Genomic DNA, 18892 nt, shown 5'->3' with positions numbered 1-18892 from the left:
GTCTGCGTCTGTATCAGCAAGCCAAAGCGCATCAGCATCAGTAAGTGCTAGTCAATCAGCATCTGTATCAGCTAGCCAATCAGCTTCAGCGTCTGTATCTGCAAGTCAAAGTACTTCAGCATCAGTATCAGCAAGCCAAAGTGCCTCAGCTTCAGCATCTAACAACCAGAACTCAGCTTCTATCTCAGCAAGCGCGAGCCAGTCTGCGTCTGTATCAGCAAGCCAAAGTGCCTCAGCTTCAGCATCTAACAACCAGAACTCAGCTTCTATCTCAGCAAGCGCGAGCCACTCAGCGTCTGTATCAGCAAGCCAAAGCGCATCAGCATCAGTAAGTGCTAGTCAATCAGCATCTGTATCAGCAAGCCAATCAGCTTCAGCGTCTGTATCTGCAAGTCAAAGTACTTCAGCATCAGTATCAGCAAGCCAAAGTGCCTCAGCTTCAGCATCTAACAACCAGAACTCAGCTTCTATCTCAGCAAGCGCGAGCCACTCTGCGTCTGTATCAGCAAGCCAATCAGCTTCAGCGTCTGTATCTGCAAGTCAAAGTACTTCAGCATCAGTATCAGCAAGCCAAAGTGCCTCAGCTTCAGCATCTAACAACCAGAACTCAGCTTCTATCTCAGCAAGCGCGAGCCACTCTGCATCTGTATCAGCTAGCCAATCAGCAAGCGCATCAGTATCTGCAAGTCAATCAGCTTCAGCATCTGTATCAGCTAGCCAATCAGCAAGCGCATCAGTAAGCTCAAGCCAATCAACTTCAGCATCTGTATCAGCTAGCCAATCAGCAAGCGCATCAGTATCTGCAAGTCAATCAACTTCAGCGTCTGTATCTGCAAGTGAATCAGCTAGCGCATCAGTATCTGCAAGTGCCTCAGCTTCAGCATCTGTAAGTGCAAGCCAATCAACTAGCGCATCAGTATCTGCAAGTCAATCAGCTTCAGCGTCTGTATCTGCAAGTCAAAGTACTTCAGCATCAGTATCTGCAAGTGAATCAGCTTCAGCATCTGTATCAGCTAGCCAATCAGCAAGCGCATCAGTATCTGCAAGTGCCTCAGCTTCAGCATCTGTAAGTGCAAGCCAATCAACTAGCGCATCAGTATCTGCAAGTCAATCAGCTTCAGCGTCTGTATCTGCAAGTCAAAGTACTTCAGCATCAGTATCTGCAAGTGAATCAGCTTCAGCGTCTGTAAGTGCAAGCCAATCAACTAGCGCATCAGTAAGCTCAAGTCAATCAACTAGCGCATCAGTAAGCTCAAGTGAATCAACTTCAGCATCAGTATCAGTATCTGCAAGTCAATCAGCAAGCGCATCAGTAAGCTCAAGTGAATCAGCTTCAGCGTCTGTATCAGCTAGTCAATCAACTTCAGCATCAGTAAGCTCAAGTCAATCAACTTCAGCATCTGTAAGTGCAAGCCAATCAGCAAGCACATCAGTATCTGCAAGTGAATCAGCTTCAGCGTCTGTAAGTGCAAGCCAATCAACTAGCGCATCAGTAAGCTCAAGTCAATCAACTTCAGCATCAGTAAGCTCAAGTGAATCAGCTTCAACATCAGTATCTGCAAGTGAATCAGCTTCAGCATCAGTAAGCTCAAGTCAATCAACTAGCGCATCAGTAAGCTCAAGTGAATCAACTTCAGCATCAGTATCTGCAAGCCAATCAGCTTCAGCATCAGTAAGCTCAAGTGAATCAGCTTCAGCGTCTGTATCAGCTAGTCAATCAACTTCAGTATCAGTAAGCTCAAGTGAATCAGCTTCAGCGTCTGTATCAGCTAGCCAATCAGCTAGCGCATCAGTATCTGCAAGCCAATCAGCTTCAGCATCAGTAAGCTCAAGTGAATCAGCTTCAGCGTCTGTAAGTGCAAGCCAATCAGCTTCAGCATCAGTATCTGCATCAATCAGTGCATCTGAATCAGCAAGCACAAGCTTGAGCAACAGTGTATCTGCTTCAATCAGTGCTAGCCAATCAGCAAGCACAAGCTTGAGCAACAGCGTATCTGCCTCAATCAGTGCTAGCCAATCAGCAAGCACAAGCTTGAGCAACAGCGTATCTGCCTCAATCAGTGCATCTGAATCAGCAAGCACAAGCTTGAGCAACAGCGTGTCTGCTTCAATCAGTGCTTCAGTATCAGCAAGCACAAGCTTGAGCAACAGCGTATCTGCTTCAATCAGTGCATCTGAATCAGCAAGCACAAGCTTGAGCAACAGCGTGTCTGCTTCAATCAGTGCTTCAGTATCAGCAAGCACAAGCTTGAGCAACAGCGTATCTGCCTCAATCAGTGCTAGCCAATCAGCAAGCACAAGCTTGAGCAACAGTGTATCTGCATCAATCAGTGCTAGCCAATCAGCAAGCACAAGCTTGAGCAACAGTGTATCTGCCTCAATCAGTGCTAGCCAATCAGCAAGCACAAGCTTGAGCAACAGCGTATCTGCTTCAATCAGTGCATCTGAATCAGCAAGCACAAGCTTGAGCAACAGTGTATCTGCATCAATCAGTGCTAGCCAATCAGCAAGCACAAGCTTGAGCAACAGCGTATCTGCTTCAATCAGTGCTAGCCAATCAGCAAGCACAAGCTTGAGCAACAGCGTATCTGCATCAATCAGTGCTAGCCAATCAGCAAGCACAAGCTTGAGCAACAGCGTATCTGCATCAATCAGTGCAAGCCAATCAGCAAGCACAAGCTTGAGCAACAGCGTATCTGCTTCAATCAGTGCTAGCCAATCAGCAAGCACAAGCTTGAGCAACAGCGTATCTGCATCAATCAGTGCTAGCCAATCAGCAAGCACAAGCTTGAGCAACAGCGTATCTGCTTCAATCAGTGCATCTGAATCAGCAAGCACAAGCTTGAGCAACAGTGTATCTGCATCAATCAGTGCTAGCCAATCAGCAAGCACAAGCATGAGCAACAGTGTATCTGCTTCAATCAGTGCAAGCCAATCAGCAAGCACAAGCTTGAGCAATAGCGTATCTGCTTCAATCAGTGCATCTGAATCAGCAAGCACAAGCTTGAGCAACAGTGTATCTGCTTCAATCAGTGCTAGCCAATCAGCAAGCACAAGCATGAGCAACAGTGTATCTGCTTCAATCAGTGCAAGCCAATCAGCAAGCACAAGCTTGAGCAATAGCGTATCTGCTTCAATCAGTGCATCTGAATCAGCAAGCACAAGCATGAGCAACAGCGTGTCTGCTTCAATCAGTGCTAGTCAATCAGCAAGCACAAGCTTGAGCAATAGCGTATCTGCTTCAATCAGTGCTAGCCAATCAGCAAGCACAAGCTTGAGCAATAGCGTATCTGCTTCAATCAGTGCATCTGAATCAGCAAGCAACAACTCAAGTAGTACTTCAGTTTCAACAAGTACTTCAGTAAGCTTGAGTAACAGCGTAAGCACATCTACATCACTTAGCAATAGCGTTTCAAGTAGTTTGAGTACAAGTGCGTCACAACAATCTAACTCATTCAGCTATAGTAAGGGTGAGCCAACAAGCGAATCTAAGCCAGAGTTTAACCTTCCTAGCTACCTTGAATCTGTAAGTGCAAGTGAATCAGTTTCACTCAGCAAATCAGTAAGTGTGTCATTGAGCGATAGTACTTCAGCATCAATCAGCGCAAGTGAGTCAGTCTCAACAAGCACAAGCTTGAGTGACAGCATTTCTGCCTCAATCAGTGTAAGCAACAACTCAGGTAGCGGTTCAGGTTCAACAAGCACAAGCAATGGCTCAGCTAGTCAATCAGCTTCAGCATCAGTATCTGCAAGTCAAAGCACTTCAGCATCTGTATCAGCAAGCCAATCAGCTTCTGCTTCAATCAGCGCAAGCAACAACTCAGGTAGTGGTTCAGTTTCAACAAGTACAAGCAATGGTTCAGGCAATGCCTCAACTTCAGCAAGTACTTCAGCAAGCTTGAGCAACAGCGTAAGTGCTTCAATCAGCACAAGTGAATCAGTTTCAACAAGCACAAGCATGAGCAACAGCGCAAGCACCTCAGCTAGCTTGTCTGACAGTGCTTCAATCTCAAGTGCATTGAACCACTCACAAGCTCCTGCACAGCAACCTGCTGGACCAGGACGTTCAAACGGTAGAAAACTTCCAAATACAGGAACTGCAAGTAACCAATTTGCTGGTCTTGGATTAGGAGTAGCTGCCTTGGCAACTGCCTCTCTTCTTGGCAAGAAGAAGAAATCAGCAGCTTCTGAAATGGATTTAGAAGACTAAGTCCCAAAAATCGACTAAAATGAAATTGTTGATATCATTTTAGCGACGAAAACAAGAACCCCAGATGCCTAAGGCTATCTGGGGTTTTTGGCTCTTTGTCAACTGTAGATGTAGAGGGTGAGATCTAACTAAGCATGAGAGAGAATCAGATTGGTTCTCTCTTTTCTAACATTCAAAGTAACGAGAATTATCACTCTAAATTTTTGAAATTTTGAAAATCAAATACTAGATATCTTATATTCTTGCTGATTGCTTCCAACTAATGGCGAAGTTTACTAGAACAAGTCAACGTCTGGCTGTCAATCTCACAAGGTGCTAAAGTTTCTCTGAAAGTTTGAGGATAAAAGGCTTTATTATAGCGCGACTGAGATGTTGGAATATGTGAAATTTATTCAGTATAATTTTGGTATTTTGAAGTAGTGTGATGATGGAGATCTGGCTGTTAAATCTGTCTACAGTGAACCGCTTTCACTTGTTTCTGAACTTTCTTTAAGCCATTTGTAGAAGTAGTCTTTGGTGGGTGATTACTCTTTTTTGCCTCGACTTTCATGAAAATTTAAATTTTTAAAGAATCTTAATCTTGCTTGAAAATCCAAGGAATTTCTTCAAAAAATCACACAAAACTCTTCAATTTGGGTTTGTGGAAATCGGTTTTTTATGATAGAATATTAAGGAATGTATGTCATTCGATAAACAAATTTAATGAGGTAAAAACATGGAAATCATGACCATTGCGATTGTTGTTTTTGCCGTCATCATTGGTTTAGTCATTGGATATGTCAGCATCTCAGCTAAGATGAAATCATCTCAAGAGGCTGCAGAGTTGATGCTTCTAAATGCTGAACAAGAAGCAACTAATTTACGAGGACAAGCTGAGCGCGAAGCGGATTTATTGCTAAATGAAGCCAAGAGCGAAAGCAAGTCTCTTAAAAAAGAAGCACTATTGGAGGCCAAAGAGGAAGCCAGAAAATACCGTGAAGAAGTGGACGCTGAATTTAAGTCAGAACGTCAGGAGCTCAAGCAAATTGAAAGTCGTTTGACGGAGAGAGCTACGAGCCTTGACCGTAAGGACGACAATTTGACGAACAAAGAAAAAACACTTGAACAAAAAGAACAAAGTATTTCTGATAGAGCAAAAAACCTTGATGCACGTGAAGAGCAATTAGAGGAAGTCGAAAGACAAAAAGAAGCTGAACTTGAACGTATCGGTTCGCTTTCCCAGACTGAGGCTCGAGATATTATCTTGGCTCAAACAGAGGAAAACTTGACCAAGGAAATTGCTAGCCGCATTCGTGAGGCTGAGCAAGAAGTGAAGGAGCGTTCAGATAAGATTGCCAAAGATATCTTGGTTCAGGCTATGCAGCGTATCGCTGGTGACTATGTAGCAGAGTCAACAAACTCGACAGTTCACCTACCAGATGATACCATGAAGGGGCGCATTATCGGTCGTGAAGGTCGCAATATTCGTACCTTTGAAAGTTTGACAGGGGTCGATGTGATTATCGACGATACACCGGAAGTGGTAACCTTGTCAGGATTTGATCCGATTCGTCGTGAAATTGCTCGTATGACCATGGAAATGTTGCTCAAGGATGGCCGTATCCACCCAGCTCGTATCGAGGAGTTGGTGGAGAAAAACCGTCAAGAGATTGATAATAAAATCCGTGAATACGGTGAGGCTGCTGCCTATGAGATTGGTGCGCCAAACCTTCATCCAGACTTGATGAAGATCATGGGACGCTTGCAGTTCCGTACTTCTTATGGACAAAATGTCTTGCGTCATTCGATTGAGGTTGCTAAGTTATCTGGTATCATCGCCAGTGAACTTGGTGAAAATGCAGCTCTTGCCCGTCGTGCTGGATTCCTTCATGACATCGGGAAGGCTATTGACCGCGAGGTTGAAGGTAGCCACGTTGAGATTGGTACAGAGTTGGCTCGTAAGTACAAGGAACACCCAGTTGTGGTGAATACGATTGCTAGCCACCACGGCGATGTCGAAGCCGAAAGCGTCATTGCAGTGATCGTTGCTGCAGCAGATGCCTTGAGTGCGGCGCGTCCAGGTGCTCGTAGCGAGTCTCTTGAAAGCTATATCAAGCGTCTCCATGATTTGGAAGAAATTGCCAATGGCTTTGAAGGAGTGCAAAATAGCTTTGCCCTTCAAGCAGGTCGTGAAATTCGTATCATGGTTAATCCAGGACAAATCAAAGATGACAAAGTCACAATCTTGGCTCACAAAGTTCGTGAGAAAATTGAAAACAATCTCGATTACCCAGGAAATATCAAGGTAACCGTGATCCGCGAACTTCGTGCAGTAGATTATGCGAAATAAATAAGAAAGAGCAGTTGAAAAATTACTGCTTTTTTGTTACACTAGATAGAAAGACTGTAGAAGGATAACTGACGCAATCATCAGTATCCGAGAGAAATTTCACTTTATTTCACAGACTAACTAAAGGAGACATAATGGCAGACCGAGGCTTGCTAATCGTTTTTTCTGGTCCTTCAGGAGTTGGGAAAGGAACGGTTAGAAGAGAGATTTTTGAGAGTTCTGAGAATCAATTTCAATACTCTGTATCGATGACAACACGGGCGCAACGTCCTAGTGAAGTGGACGGGGTAGACTATTTCTTCCGTACTCGTGAAGAGTTTGAAGAGCTGATCCGTCAAGGTCAGATGTTGGAATATGCAGAATATGTCGGTAACTACTATGGAACTCCTCTGACCTATGTCAATGAAACTTTGGACAAGGGAATCGATGTATTTCTTGAGATTGAAGTCCAAGGAGCCCTTCAGGTTAAGAAAAAGGTTCCAGATGCTGTTTTTATCTTTTTAACGCCACCAGATTTGGATGAATTGCAAGATCGTTTGGTAGGTCGTGGAACAGATAGCGCTGAAGTGATTGCCCAACGAATCGAAAAAGCCAAGGAAGAAATTGCTCTCATGCGTGAGTATGATTATGCCATTGTCAACGATCAGGTGCCCCTCGCTGCTGAACGTGTCAAGCGTGTGATCGAAGCAGAACACTTCCGTGTGGACCGTGTCATTGGTCACTATCAGGAGATGTTGCCAAAATCTCCAACTACTCGATAAACTATAGGAAACAGGTACAAGCAAATGATGTTAAAACCCTCTATTGATACCTTGCTCGACAAGGTGCCATCAAAATATTCACTCGTAATCTTGGAAGCAAAACGTGCCCACGAACTAGAAGCAGGCGCGCCAGCAACTCAAGAGTTTAAGTCTGAAAAATCAACTCTTCGTGCTTTGGAAGAAATCGAGTCTGGAAATGTAACCATTCACCCAGATCCAGAAGGAAAACGTGAAGCGGTTCGTCTCCGTATCGAAGAAGAAAAACGCCGCAAAGAAGAAGAAGAAAAGAAAATCAAAGAGCAAATCGCTAAAGAAAAAGAAGATGGTGAAAAAATTTAAGGTTGGGGGGACTCAATCTTATTTTTTCTATTGCTAGAATTTACTGACAAGAAGGAGGTGAGAAAATGGCAATCGCAAAGATTATCGTGGATGTTCCCTTGATGCAGACGGACCAGCCATACAGTTACAAGGTTCCTGAGGAATTTCTGGAAATGCTGGAAGTCGGTATGCGGGTCCATGTCCCCTTCGGCAAGGGCAATCGTTTGATACAAGGAATTGTTCTTGGCTTGGAGTCCCAGTCGGATGAAGAGGTGGCAGATCAGGACTTGAAAGAGATTGCAGAAGTGCTGGACTTTTCTCCAGTCTTGACTCAGGAGCAACTCTGGCTAGCCGAGGAGTTACGTAAGTCCGTCTTTTCTTACAAAATCTCCATTCTAAAAGCTATGCTTCCGGGATTTTTAAACTCCAGCTATGATAAGATTCTCTATCCTCTGGAAGGTCTGAGTCAGGATGACAAAGAGCGTTTGTTTGGTTCAGAAGCTTCGCTAGCCTTTTCTTCTCTAGACCTTGCCAAACAGGCAGAAATGATGCGCTTGACCAGAAAAGGGCTACTCCGTTTAGAATACCAAGCAGTCGATCAAAAGAAGGTCAAGACCCAGTCTTGGTATGAGGTTGATGATACTCGACTAGAGCAGATTGAGATTTCTACGCGTGCCAAGAAAAAGGCAGAGCTGAGAGACTATTTGCTGTCTCATCCTGGAAGTGCTCCTCTGGCTAGTTTGTTAGAGTCTTATTCGCGGGAGCAAGTCAACTTTTTTGTGGATCAAGGAGCTCTAAGCCTTGTCCAAAAGGAAGTGCAACGTTCAGCTGTTTATTTTGAAGGCACTGAAGCAAGTAGACCTTTGGAGCTGAACCCAGAGCAAAGACAAGCTCGCGATGCTGTTATCAGTGCTATTGGCAGTCAACAGCCTCCCTTCCTCCTTCAAGGGATTACAGGAAGTGGGAAGACAGAGGTTTACTTGCAGATTATCCAAGGAGCCTTGGACAAGGGTAAGACGGCTATTTTGCTGGTACCTGAGATTTCTCTGACGCCACAAATGACGGAGCGTTTCATTGCTCGTTTTGGCGAGAAAGTAGCCATCCTTCATTCAGGCTTGTCCAATGGTGAAAAGTACGATGAATGGCGCAAGGTGGAACGTGGAGATGCTCAAGTTGTAGTTGGGGCTAGATCGGCCATCTTTGCTCCTCTGAAAAATCTCGGTGTCATGATTATCGATGAAGAGCATGAAGCTAGTTACAAGCAAGACAGCAATCCCCGTTATCATGCTAGAGAGGTCGCCATTCTACGGGCCCAGTACAATCAAGCTGCTCTGGTCCTTGGTTCAGCGACACCGAGCTTAGAAAGCCGTGCGCGAGCTGGAAAAGGTGTCTATCACCACTTACGTCTGACCCAACGAGCCAATCCTTTGGCTACGATTCCCGAGGTTCAAGTGATTGATTTTCGGGACTATATCGGACAAAATGAGACATCAAACTTTACCCCTCCTTTGCTAGAGGCCATCCAAGACCGTCTGGATAAAAAAGAGCAGGTAGTCCTCATGCTCAACCGTCGGGGTTATTCTAGCTTTGTTATGTGTCGGGAGTGTGGGACGGTAGATAGCTGTCCCAACTGTGACATTTCTCTGACTCTCCACATGGATACCAAGACCATGAACTGCCATTACTGTGGTTTTTCGAAGGGGATTCCTCAGGCCTGTCCAAACTGTCAGAGCCGCAGCATTCGCTACTACGGTACAGGGACTCAGAAAGCCTATGATGAACTGGTAGAACTCTTTCCTCAGGCCCGCATTCTACGGATGGATGTGGATACGACCCGCAAGAAAGGCAGTCACCAAGCTCTTCTGGACCAGTTTGGGCGAAGTGAAGCAGATATCTTGTTGGGAACTCAGATGATTGCGAAGGGCTTGGATTTTCCAAATGTGACCCTAGTCGGAGTCCTCAATGCGGATACAGCCCTAAACTTGCCTGATTTCCGTTCTTCTGAGAGAACCTTCCAACTCTTAACTCAGGTGGCTGGTCGGGCAGGTCGTGCGGAAAAAGCTGGGCAGGTCTTGATTCAGTCATACAATCCTGAGCACTATGCCATTCGTTTTGCCAAAGACCATGACTACGAAGGTTTTTATGCCTATGAAATGAGTATTAGGCGCCAACTCGGCTATCCGCCTTATTATTTCACTATTGGAATTACCCTCTCTCATAAGAAAGAAGAAGAGGTTGTCAAACGTGCCTATGAAGTCATGGGAATTTTGCGCTCAGGTTTATCGGAAACTAGTAAAATCCTTGGACCGACACCAAAACCCATTGCCCGCACCCACAACCTTTATCATTACCAGATTTTGATTAAATACCGTTTAGAAGATGAGCTGGGTCCAACCCTCAATCAGGTCTTGGCCTTGACTCAAGAACGGGAAAATAGCGAGCTTCGTCTCAGTATTGACCATGAGCCACAGCAATTTTTATAAGAAGGAGAAGAAATGACAAAACTAATCTTTATGGGGACCCCTAATTTTTCAGCGACAGTTTTGAAGGGGTTGTTATCAGACGACCGTTACGAGATCCTAGCTGTTGTGACCCAGCCAGACCGTGCTGTCGGCCGAAAAAAAGTGATCCAAGAAACCCCAGTCAAGCAGGCTGCCAAAGAAGCTGGCCTTCCCATCTACCAACCTGAAAAATTATCTGGAAGTCCAGAGATGGAAGCCATTATGAAGCTAGGAGCCGATGGGATTATCACTGCTGCTTTTGGGCAGTTTCTCCCAAGTAAACTTCTTGATAGCATGGATTTTGCGGTCAATGTTCACGCCTCCCTCCTTCCAAAACACCGCGGTGGCGCACCCATTCATTATGCCTTGATTCAAGGGGATGAGGAAGCTGGCGTGACCATTATGGAGATGGTTAAGGAAATGGATGCAGGGGATATGATTTCCCGTCGCAGTATTCCCATCACAGATGAAGACAATGTCGGCACCTTGTTTGAAAAATTAGCGATTATTGGTCGTGACTTGCTTTTGGACACCCTTCCTGCCTATATTGCTGGGGAGATCAAACCTGTGCCTCAGGACCCAAGTCTAGTCACTTTCTCGCCAAATATCAAACCAGAAGAAGAAAAGTTGGACTGGAATAAGACTAACCGTCAACTCTTTAACCAAATCCGAGGGATGAATCCATGGCCTGTTGCCCATACTTTTCTCAAGGGAGACCGCTTTAAGATCTATGAAGCCCTACCTGTAGAAGGTCAGGGAGCTCCAGGCGAGATCCTCTCAATTGGCAAGAAGGAATTGATTGTCGCTACGGCAGAAGGGGCTCTGTCTCTCAAGCAAGTGCAGCCAGCTGGGAAGCCTAAGATGGACATTGCTTCCTTCCTCAACGGAGTGGGACGGACATTGACAGTAGGAGAACGATTTGGTGACTAAAGTAGAAACGGCTAGAAGTCTCGCCCTAGCAGTGCTAGAGGATGTTTTTGTCAATCAAGCATATTCAAATATTGCCTTAAATAAACACCTCAAGGGGAGTCAACTCTCAGCAGCAGACAAGGGTTTAGTAACAGAGATTGTCTACGGAACGGTAACCCGCAAACTGACTCTGGAATGGTACCTGTCCCACTTTATCGAAGACCGAGACAAGCTAGATAACTGGCTCTATATCCTGCTCCTTATGAGTATCTACCAACTCCGTTTTCTGGATAAGATTCCCGATCACGCAGTGGTCAATGAAGCGGTGGAAATAGCTAAATTCCGTAAAAAAGGCAGTGAAAAATTGGTCAACGCCGTCCTTCGTCGTATTTTGCGAGAAGGCTGGCCAGATGTTGACAGCATCAAACGCAAAAATAAGCGTGATTCCATCGCCTATTCTCTCCCGGTTTGGCTCGTGTCTAAACTTAAGGAAGAATACGGTGAAGAGCGAGCACAAGCCATCTTTAAAAGTCTCTTGGTGCGAAATAAGGCCAGTATTCGGGTGACCGACTTGAGCCGAAAAGAGGAAATCAAAGCTTTGTTAGAGGCGGCTGATTCCCCTTTGGCAGCCACTGGTCTGGTCAAGGAGCAAGGCCACTTTGCAGGACATGATTTGTTCGCAGAAGGGGCCATTACCATCCAAGATGAGTCTAGTCAATTGGTTGCTCCGACTCTTCATCTACAAGGTGATGAACAGGTCCTAGATGCCTGTGCCGCTCCGGGTGGGAAAACAGCCCATATGGCTTCTTATCTCACGACAGGTCAGGTTACTGCTCTGGACTTGTATGATCATAAGTTGGATTTAATCCAAGAAAATGCCCAACGTCTGGGTGTGGCGGATCGGGTTCAAACACAAAAATTGGACGCCAGAAAAGTACATGAATTTTTCGGTCGGGACTACTTTGACAAGATCTTAGTAGATGCTCCTTGTTCTGGGATTGGACTTTTGCGTCGCAAACCAGATATCAAATACAATAAAGAAACGGCGGATTTCGCATCATTACAGCAAATTCAGTTGGAAATACTAGGTAGTGTTTGTCAAACCTTACGAAAAGGTGGTATAATAACGTATAGTACCTGCACTATCGTCTCAGAGGAGAACTTTCACGTCGTTGAGGCATTTTTAGAAAGTCACCCCGAGTTCGAGCAGGTTAAACTAGAACACGAATGCAAGGATATTTTGAAGGATGGCTGTATCTTGATTACTCCTGAATTGTACGGAAGTGATGGATTCTTTATCAGCCAATTCCGCAAGATATCAGATTAGGAAGGAACTGACACAATGGAAATAGCATTATTAACAGATGTTGGTCAGAAACGAACAAATAACCAAGACTATGTCAATCACTTTGTCAACCGAGCAGGGCGCACCATGATCCTCTTGGCTGATGGGATGGGAGGACACCGTGCAGGCAATATCGCTAGTGAGATGGCGGTGACAGATCTGGGCGTGGCTTGGGTTGATACCCAAATCGACACCGTCAATGAGATCCGTGAATGGTTTGCCCACTATCTGGAACTTGAAAATCAAAAAATTCATCAGATGGGGAAAGACGAAGCCTATAAGGGGATGGGAACAACGCTTGAAGCAGTAGCCATTATTGGAAATCAAGCTATTTATGCCCATATTGGTGATTCTCGTATTGGTTTGATCCGTGGTGAAGATTATCGCCAGCTCACAAGTGATCATTCTTTGGTTAATGCTCTGCTAAAGGCTGGCCAGCTAACTCCAGAGGAGGCAGAAATTCATCCGCAGAAAAATATCATTACCCAATCCATTGGGCAAAAAGATGAAATTCAACCAGATTTTGGCATGGTTAGCCTAGAGCCAGGAGACTACCTCTTGCTCAACAGTGATGGCTTGACCAATATGATCTCAGGAAGCGATATCTACGATATTGTAACGAGTGATATTTCCTTGGCAGACAAGGCGGCAACTTTGATTCGTTTTGCAAACAATGCAGGAGGCTTAGATAATATCACGGTTGCCCTTGTTCACATGAATGAGGAGGAAGTAGAATGATCCAGATCGGCAAGATTTTTGCCGGACGATATCGGATTGTCAAACAGATTGGTCGAGGAGGCATGGCAGATGTTTACTTGGCCAAGGATTTGATCCTAGACGGGGAAGAAGTGGCGGTTAAGGTCCTGAGGACTAACTATCAGACAGATCCGATTGCTGTGGCACGTTTTCAACGTGAAGCGAGAGCCATGGCGGATCTGGATCATCCCCATATCGTTCGAATAACAGATATCGGTGAGGAAGACGGTCAGCAGTACCTAGCTATGGAGTATGTGGCAGGGCTTGACCTCAAACGTTATATCAAAGAACACTCCCCTCTCTCAAATGAAGAAGCCGTCCGTATTATGGGACAGATTCTCTTGGCGATGCGTCTGGCGCATACGAGAGGGATTATCCACCGAGATTTGAAACCTCAAAATATCCTCTTGACACCAGATGGAACTGCCAAAGTTACAGACTTTGGGATTGCCGTGGCTTTTGCAGAGACCAGTCTGACACAGACCAACTCCATGCTCGGTTCAGTCCACTATCTCTCACCTGAGCAGGCTCGTGGTTCCAAGGCAACTGTGCAGAGTGACATCTATGCTATGGGGATTATTTTCTATGAAATGTTGACTGGACATATCCCTTATGATGGGGATAGTGCAGTGACTATTGCCCTCCAGCATTTCCAAAAACCACTTCCATCTGTTATCGCTGAGAATCCAGCAGTACCACAAGCTTTGGAAAATGTCGTTATCAAGGCAACGGCCAAGAAATTGACAGATCGCTACCAGTCTGTATCAGAAATGTATGTGGACTTGTCGAGTTGTTTGTCTCACAATCGTAGGAGAGAACCAAAGCTAGTCTTTGATGAGGCAAGCAAGGTTGATACCAAGACCTTGCCTAAAGTTCCACAAAGCACTCTAACCTCTATTCCGAAGGCTAAGCCACAATTAGAGCGGCCTCAATCAAAAGAGCAGACTCAGCAGGTGGTAGATGAAGCACCAGTACCAAAACCAGCGAAAAAACGGAAGTTTAAAGCTCGCTACATGATTTTACTGGCCAGTGCCTTGCTAGTTGCAGCCTCTTTGATTTGGATCTTCTCCCGAACTCCAGCGACTATTGCTATTCCAAATGTATCGGGACAGACAGTAGCAGAGGCAAAAGAAGCCCTTAAAAAGGCTAATTTTGAAGTAGGTGAAGAAAAAACAGAGGCCAGTGAGACAGTAGCCGAAGGTCGCGTCATTCGAACAGACCCAGAAGCTGGAAGTGGTCGAAAAGAAGGAAGCAAAGTAAATCTAATCGTTTCATCAGGTAAGCAATCCTTCCAACTAAGTAACTATGTAGGACGTAAGTCCTCGGATGTTGTCGCAGAGCTCAAAGGGAAAAAGGTTCCAGAAAATCTTATCAAGGTTGAGGAAGAGGAATCTAGCGAAAGCGATCCAGGAACAGTCATTAGGCAAACCCCAGCTGCAGGAAGTACTTACGATCTCACGAAAGCCAGCACGATTACCTTAACAGTTGCTAAGAAGGTGACCAGCGTTTCGATGCCAAGTTACATTGGTTCAAGTCTCGAATTTACTAAGAACAATTTGACTCAGATTGTTGGTGTAAAAGAGGCCAATATCGAAGTTGTGGAAGTATCAACTGCTCCTGAAGGAACTACTGCAGGAACAGTTGTTAGTCAGGACCCTAAACCTGGAGAAAAGGTAGATCTCAATAAAACACGTGTTAAGATTTCTATTTATAAACCAAAACCACTTCCTTCTTCATCAAGTTCGTCTCAACACAGAAATCCAGGAACAGACACGACGCCTTCACAGAGTAACAATCAAGGTAGCAACCCTACAACGGATTCTTCAGATGGCAGTAGAACGTCAAGTAATGAACGAAATTAACCCAATCTTTGTCATGATTTCATGACAAAGATTTTTTTTCATGAACTTTTGTGATAGAATAAAGGGAGTAGAAAATAGGAGTAGAAAATGGACGAATCAAAAGAGTTAAATGCTGTCATTGATGTGATTATGCTAGCTGGAACCATTCTCCTGAAAAGTGGTTCGGAGATTCATCGGGTTGAGGACACCATGATTCGCATTGCCCATTCACAGGGAATAGTGGATTGCAATGTTCTTGCCATGCCTGCAGCTATTTTCTTTTCGATTGAAAACACCAATATTTCTCGGATGAAACGGGTGACGTCATCCTCCTATAACATCGAAAAAGTCTGTGATGTCAACCAAGTATCACGAGAACTTGTGGGTGGCCAGATTGATCTTTCTACAGCTTTTAAAAAGCTGAAGGAAATCAGAAATCAAGCTCTTCCTTATAGCAAGCTCCAAGTGACTGTAGCAGCAACCCTCAGTGCTCCTTTCTTCTCGATTATGTTTGGCGGCAATGTCTATGATGCTTTTGGAGCAGGCGTTGCGACCTTGTTTGGTTTTGCTTTCTCTCTCTATGTCGAGAAGTTTATCCGAATTCCTTTTGTAACAGCTTTTGCGGGTGCCTTTGTTTTTGGCTTGATTGCCCAGTTCTGGGCTCGCTATACTGGATTTCCTTCGACTGCAGACCTAATCATAGCAGGAGCCGTCATGCCCTTTGTTCCAGGGATTGCTCTGACAAATGCGGTTCGAGATATCATGACCAATCATATCAACTCTGGTATGAGCAAGATGTTTGAATCTCTGCTCATTACCCTCGCTCTAGGGGCTGGCACTTCTGTCGCCCTGGTTTTGATGACATAAGATGACTCTAACAAGTATTTTACTCCAAGCGGTGGCGAGTTTGCTCGCCATTATCAACTTTCTCATCGTACTGAATGTCCAACGCTCCATGCTTCTGCCTGGTGGGGTTTTGGGAATGGGCGTTTGGCTCCTCTATCTCTTACTCAAAGAACCAACCAATGTCATCGTTGCGACCTTTATCGCGGCTGTGGTAGGTTCTTGTATCAGCCAGATTTTAAGTATTCTCTACAAGACACCAGCAGTGGTCTTTGTCTTGGCTATTCTTGCCCCCTTGGTGCCAGGTTATCTTTCCTATCGGACGACTGCTTTTTTTGTAACAGGTGATTACAGTCATGCTCTTGCCAGCGCGACCTTGGTGGTTATGTTGGCTCTGGTCATTTCTATCGGGATGGCTAGTGGAACGGTGATTTTAAAGCTCTATTACTATATCCGAAAACAACGAGGAATCTCCTCCTAAGGCTGTCAAAGAAAAAGACTTGATTTGGTGAATCAAGTCTTTTTTCTCTCTTTTGCCCCTATTTGTGATAAAATAGAATGAAACGATTTTTTACAATGAATGAAAAAACAGAGGTAAATATGACAATCGGTATTGATAAGATTGGTTTTGCGACCAGTCAATATGTCTTGAAATTACAAGACCTAGCAGAAGCGAGGGGAGTTGACCCCGAAAAATTTAGCAAGGGACTCTTGTTAAATGAAATTAGTATTGCGCCACTGACTGAGGACATTGTTACCTTGGCTGCTAGTGCCAGCAACTCTATCCTCACAGATAAAGAAAAAGAAGAAATCGACATGGTCATCGTGGCGACCGAGTCAGGGATTGACCAGAGTAAGGCAGCGGCAGTCTTTGTTCATGGCCTATTAGGCATTCAGCCTTTCGCCCGTAGCTTTGAAATCAAAGAAGCCTGCTATGGAGCAACAGCTGCCCTCCATTATGCTAAATTGCATGTGGAAAATTCTCCAGAATCTAAGGTTTTGGTCATTGCCAGTGATATTGCCAAGTATGGTGTCGGAACTCCGGGCGAACCAACTCAGGGTGCTGGAAGTGTGGCGATGTTGATCACCCAAAATCCGCGTATCATGGCCTTTAACAATGATAACGTTGCTCAAACGCGCGACATCATGGATTTCTGGCGTCCGAACTATTCAAGCACTCCTTATGTAAACGGCATGTACTCGACCCAACAGTATCTTGATTGCCTGACAACGACTTGGGATGAATACAAGAAACGCTATGATTGGACTATGGATGACTTTGCGGCTATCTGCTTCCATTTGCCTTATCCTAAGTTGGCCCTAAAAGGCTTGCGCAAGATGATGGACAAAACTTTGTCTAAAGAAAAACAGGATAGTTTGCAAGAAAACTTTGATAAGTCCATTCTCTATAGTCAGATGATTGGGAATATCTACACAGGTTCCCTCTTCCTCGGGCTCCTTTCTCTTTTGGAAAATGCAGAGAATTTGAAGGCTGGAGATAAAATTGCCCTCTACAGTTACGGAAGTGGAGCGGTTTCAGAGTTCTTTAGTGGTGAATTGGTCGAAGGCTATGAGGCTTACCTTGATAAGGATCGCTTGAACAAACTCAAACAACGTACAGCATTGTCTGTTGCAGACTATGAAAAAGTCTTCTTCGAAGAGGTGCAGTTGGATGAATCTGGTTCAGCCCAATTTGCAGGCTATGAACATCAAGACTATGCCTTGGTTGAAATTGTCGACCACCAACGCCGTTATAGCAAGGTTGAAAAATAATGAAGAGAAGTTGGAATGGATTTTCTAAAAAGTCATACCATGAGCGCCTTGAGTTACTGAAAGCTCAGGCGCTCCTTAGTCCTGAAAAGCAAACCAGTCTGGAGCAGGATGAACAAATCAGCTTGGCAGTTGCAGATCAGCTGAGTGAGAATGTAGTGGGAACTTTTTCTCTGCCTTATTCTATCATTCCAGAGCTTTTGGTGAACGGTCAGGACTACACAGTTCCCTATGTGACAGAAGAACCCTCAGTGGTTGCTGCGGCCAGCTATGCAAGTAAAATCATCAAGCGAGCAGGTGGCTTTACTGCTCAAGTACATGAGCGCCAGATGATTGGTCAGGTAGCCATTTATCAAGTTGCTAATCCTGAACAAGCGCAAGAGAAGATTGCCAGCAAGAAAGCGGAGCTCTTAGAACTTGCCAATCAAGCCTATCCGTCCATCGTTAAACGTGGTGGCGGGGCGCGTGATTTGCATGTAGAGCAGATCAAAGGTGAAACAGACTTTCTCGTTGTTTATCTCCATGTCGATACTCAGGAAGCCATGGGAGCCAATATGCTTAACACCATGCTGGAAGCCTTGAAACCAGTCTTAGAAGAACTCAGTCAGGGACAGAGTCTTATGGGAATTTTGTCCAACTACGCGACCGATTCTCTGGTGACTGCAAGCTGTCGTATCGCCTTTCGCTACTTGAGTCCCCAAAGGGATCAAGGACGAGAAATTGCGGAGAAAATAGCTTTGGCTAGCCAGTTTGCACAGGCTGATCCCTACCGAGCAGCTACTCACAATAAAGGGATTTTTAATGGTATTGATGCCATTTTGATTGCCACTGGTAATGACTGGCGTGCCATCGAAGCTGGGGCCCATGCCTTTGCCAGTCGAGATGGACGCTATCAAGGTCTTAGTCAATGGACACTGGACATGGAAAGAGAAGAATTGGTCGGTGAGATGACCCTACCCATGCCGGTAGCGACCAAGGGTGGCTCAATCGGTCTCAACCCGCGTGTAGCCCTCAGTCATGAACTACTGGGAAATCCTTCTGCCAAAGAATTAGCTCAGATTATCGTGTCTATCGGTCTCGCCCAAAACTTTGCGGCCCTCAAAGCCTTGGTAAGTACGGGCATCCAGCAAGGCCACATGAAATTGCAGGCCAAATCCTTAGCTCTCCTAGCAGGTGCTAGTGAGTCTGAAGTTGCTCTTCTCGTTGAGCGCCTCATCGCAGATAAAACCTTTAACTTAGAGACAGCCCAGCGTTATCTCGAAAACTTAAGATCATAAAAAACTCAGACAAATCAGTCTGAGTTTTCTTG

The 18892-nt window shown here is 45.0% G+C and carries 13 protein-coding genes; all 13 read left to right on the top strand.

All coding sequences use genetic code 11. From position 1 onward, the window contains the following. A partial coding sequence (locus D8804_RS10070; RefSeq protein ID WP_185774028.1) for an LPXTG cell wall anchor domain-containing protein occupies positions 1-4210 on the top strand: 4210 nt, incomplete at its 5' end. 715 nt (positions 4211-4925) lie between these two features. Next, entirely contained in the window at positions 4926-6539 is a 1614-nt protein-coding gene (locus D8804_RS04295; protein WP_049519337.1) for a ribonuclease Y, read from the top strand. Positions 6540-6673: 134 nt separating this feature from the next. Further along, positions 6674-7300 carry a guanylate kinase gene (gmk, locus tag D8804_RS04290; protein WP_125398958.1) on the top strand — a complete coding sequence of 209 codons (627 nt, stop codon included), beginning with the start codon at positions 6674-6676 and terminating at the stop codon, positions 7298-7300. A 24-nt stretch (positions 7301-7324) separates the two neighbouring features. After that, on the top strand, positions 7325-7639 hold the full coding sequence (gene rpoZ, locus D8804_RS04285; protein ID WP_002874282.1) for a DNA-directed RNA polymerase subunit omega: 315 nt from the start codon (positions 7325-7327) through the stop codon (positions 7637-7639). Positions 7640-7704: 65 nt separating this feature from the next. Beyond that, entirely contained in the window at positions 7705-10101 is a 2397-nt protein-coding gene (locus tag D8804_RS04280; RefSeq protein ID WP_125398957.1) for a primosomal protein N', read from the top strand. Positions 10102-10113: 12 nt separating this feature from the next. Beyond that, positions 10114-11049, top strand: coding sequence for a methionyl-tRNA formyltransferase (gene fmt, locus D8804_RS04275; RefSeq protein ID WP_125398956.1), 936 nt, complete (start codon positions 10114-10116; stop codon positions 11047-11049). After that, positions 11042-12355: a 16S rRNA (cytosine(967)-C(5))-methyltransferase RsmB gene (rsmB, locus tag D8804_RS04270; RefSeq protein ID WP_185774027.1), complete on the top strand. Its 1314-nt coding sequence runs from the start codon at positions 11042-11044 to the stop codon at positions 12353-12355. Before fmt ends, rsmB begins: the two co-directional genes overlap by 8 nt. 15 nt (positions 12356-12370) lie before the next feature. Further along, a complete protein-coding gene (locus D8804_RS04265; RefSeq protein WP_125398954.1) occupies positions 12371-13111 on the top strand; it encodes a Stp1/IreP family PP2C-type Ser/Thr phosphatase in 741 nt (246 codons plus the stop codon). Then, the gene (pknB, locus tag D8804_RS04260) at positions 13108-14991 is read left to right on the top strand and encodes a Stk1 family PASTA domain-containing Ser/Thr kinase (protein ID WP_125398953.1); all 1884 of its coding nucleotides are present in this window, start codon (positions 13108-13110) and stop codon (positions 14989-14991) included. Before D8804_RS04265 ends, pknB begins: the two co-directional genes overlap by 4 nt. A gap of 87 nt (positions 14992-15078) precedes the next feature. Then, entirely contained in the window at positions 15079-15837 is a 759-nt protein-coding gene (locus D8804_RS04255) for a threonine/serine exporter family protein (RefSeq protein WP_000344526.1), read from the top strand. 1 nt (position 15838) lies between these two features. Then, positions 15839-16294, top strand: coding sequence for a threonine/serine exporter family protein (locus D8804_RS04250; RefSeq protein ID WP_125398952.1), 456 nt, complete (start codon positions 15839-15841; stop codon positions 16292-16294). Between the two features lie 119 nt (positions 16295-16413). Continuing rightward, the gene (locus tag D8804_RS04245) at positions 16414-17586 is read left to right on the top strand and encodes a hydroxymethylglutaryl-CoA synthase (RefSeq protein WP_125398961.1); all 1173 of its coding nucleotides are present in this window, start codon (positions 16414-16416) and stop codon (positions 17584-17586) included. Then, the gene (locus tag D8804_RS04240; protein ID WP_125398951.1) at positions 17586-18860 is read left to right on the top strand and encodes a hydroxymethylglutaryl-CoA reductase, degradative; all 1275 of its coding nucleotides are present in this window, start codon (positions 17586-17588) and stop codon (positions 18858-18860) included. Before D8804_RS04245 ends, D8804_RS04240 begins: the two co-directional genes overlap by 1 nt. The last annotated feature ends 32 nt before the right edge of the window (positions 18861-18892 follow it).

Source organism: Streptococcus oralis, from assembly GCF_003944215.1.
Lineage (GTDB): Bacteria > Bacillota > Bacilli > Lactobacillales > Streptococcaceae > Streptococcus > Streptococcus oralis_BI.
This window is presented reverse-complemented; position numbering and strand designations above follow the sequence as displayed.

Coding starts and splice junctions, on each gene's coding strand:
- D8804_RS04250 (WP_125398952.1), top strand. CDS start 15,839: ATGACTCTAACAAGTATTTTACTCCAAGCGGTGGCGAGTTTGCTCGCC.
- pknB (WP_125398953.1), top strand. CDS start 13,108: ATGATCCAGATCGGCAAGATTTTTGCCGGACGATATCGGATTGTCAAA.
- fmt (WP_125398956.1), top strand. CDS start 10,114: ATGACAAAACTAATCTTTATGGGGACCCCTAATTTTTCAGCGACAGTT.
- D8804_RS04280 (WP_125398957.1), top strand. CDS start 7,705: ATGGCAATCGCAAAGATTATCGTGGATGTTCCCTTGATGCAGACGGAC.
- D8804_RS04240 (WP_125398951.1), top strand. CDS start 17,586: ATGAAGAGAAGTTGGAATGGATTTTCTAAAAAGTCATACCATGAGCGC.
- D8804_RS04255 (WP_000344526.1), top strand. CDS start 15,079: ATGGACGAATCAAAAGAGTTAAATGCTGTCATTGATGTGATTATGCTA.
- D8804_RS04245 (WP_125398961.1), top strand. CDS start 16,414: ATGACAATCGGTATTGATAAGATTGGTTTTGCGACCAGTCAATATGTC.
- D8804_RS04295 (WP_049519337.1), top strand. CDS start 4,926: ATGGAAATCATGACCATTGCGATTGTTGTTTTTGCCGTCATCATTGGT.
- D8804_RS04265 (WP_125398954.1), top strand. CDS start 12,371: ATGGAAATAGCATTATTAACAGATGTTGGTCAGAAACGAACAAATAAC.
- gmk (WP_125398958.1), top strand. CDS start 6,674: ATGGCAGACCGAGGCTTGCTAATCGTTTTTTCTGGTCCTTCAGGAGTT.
- rpoZ (WP_002874282.1), top strand. CDS start 7,325: ATGATGTTAAAACCCTCTATTGATACCTTGCTCGACAAGGTGCCATCA.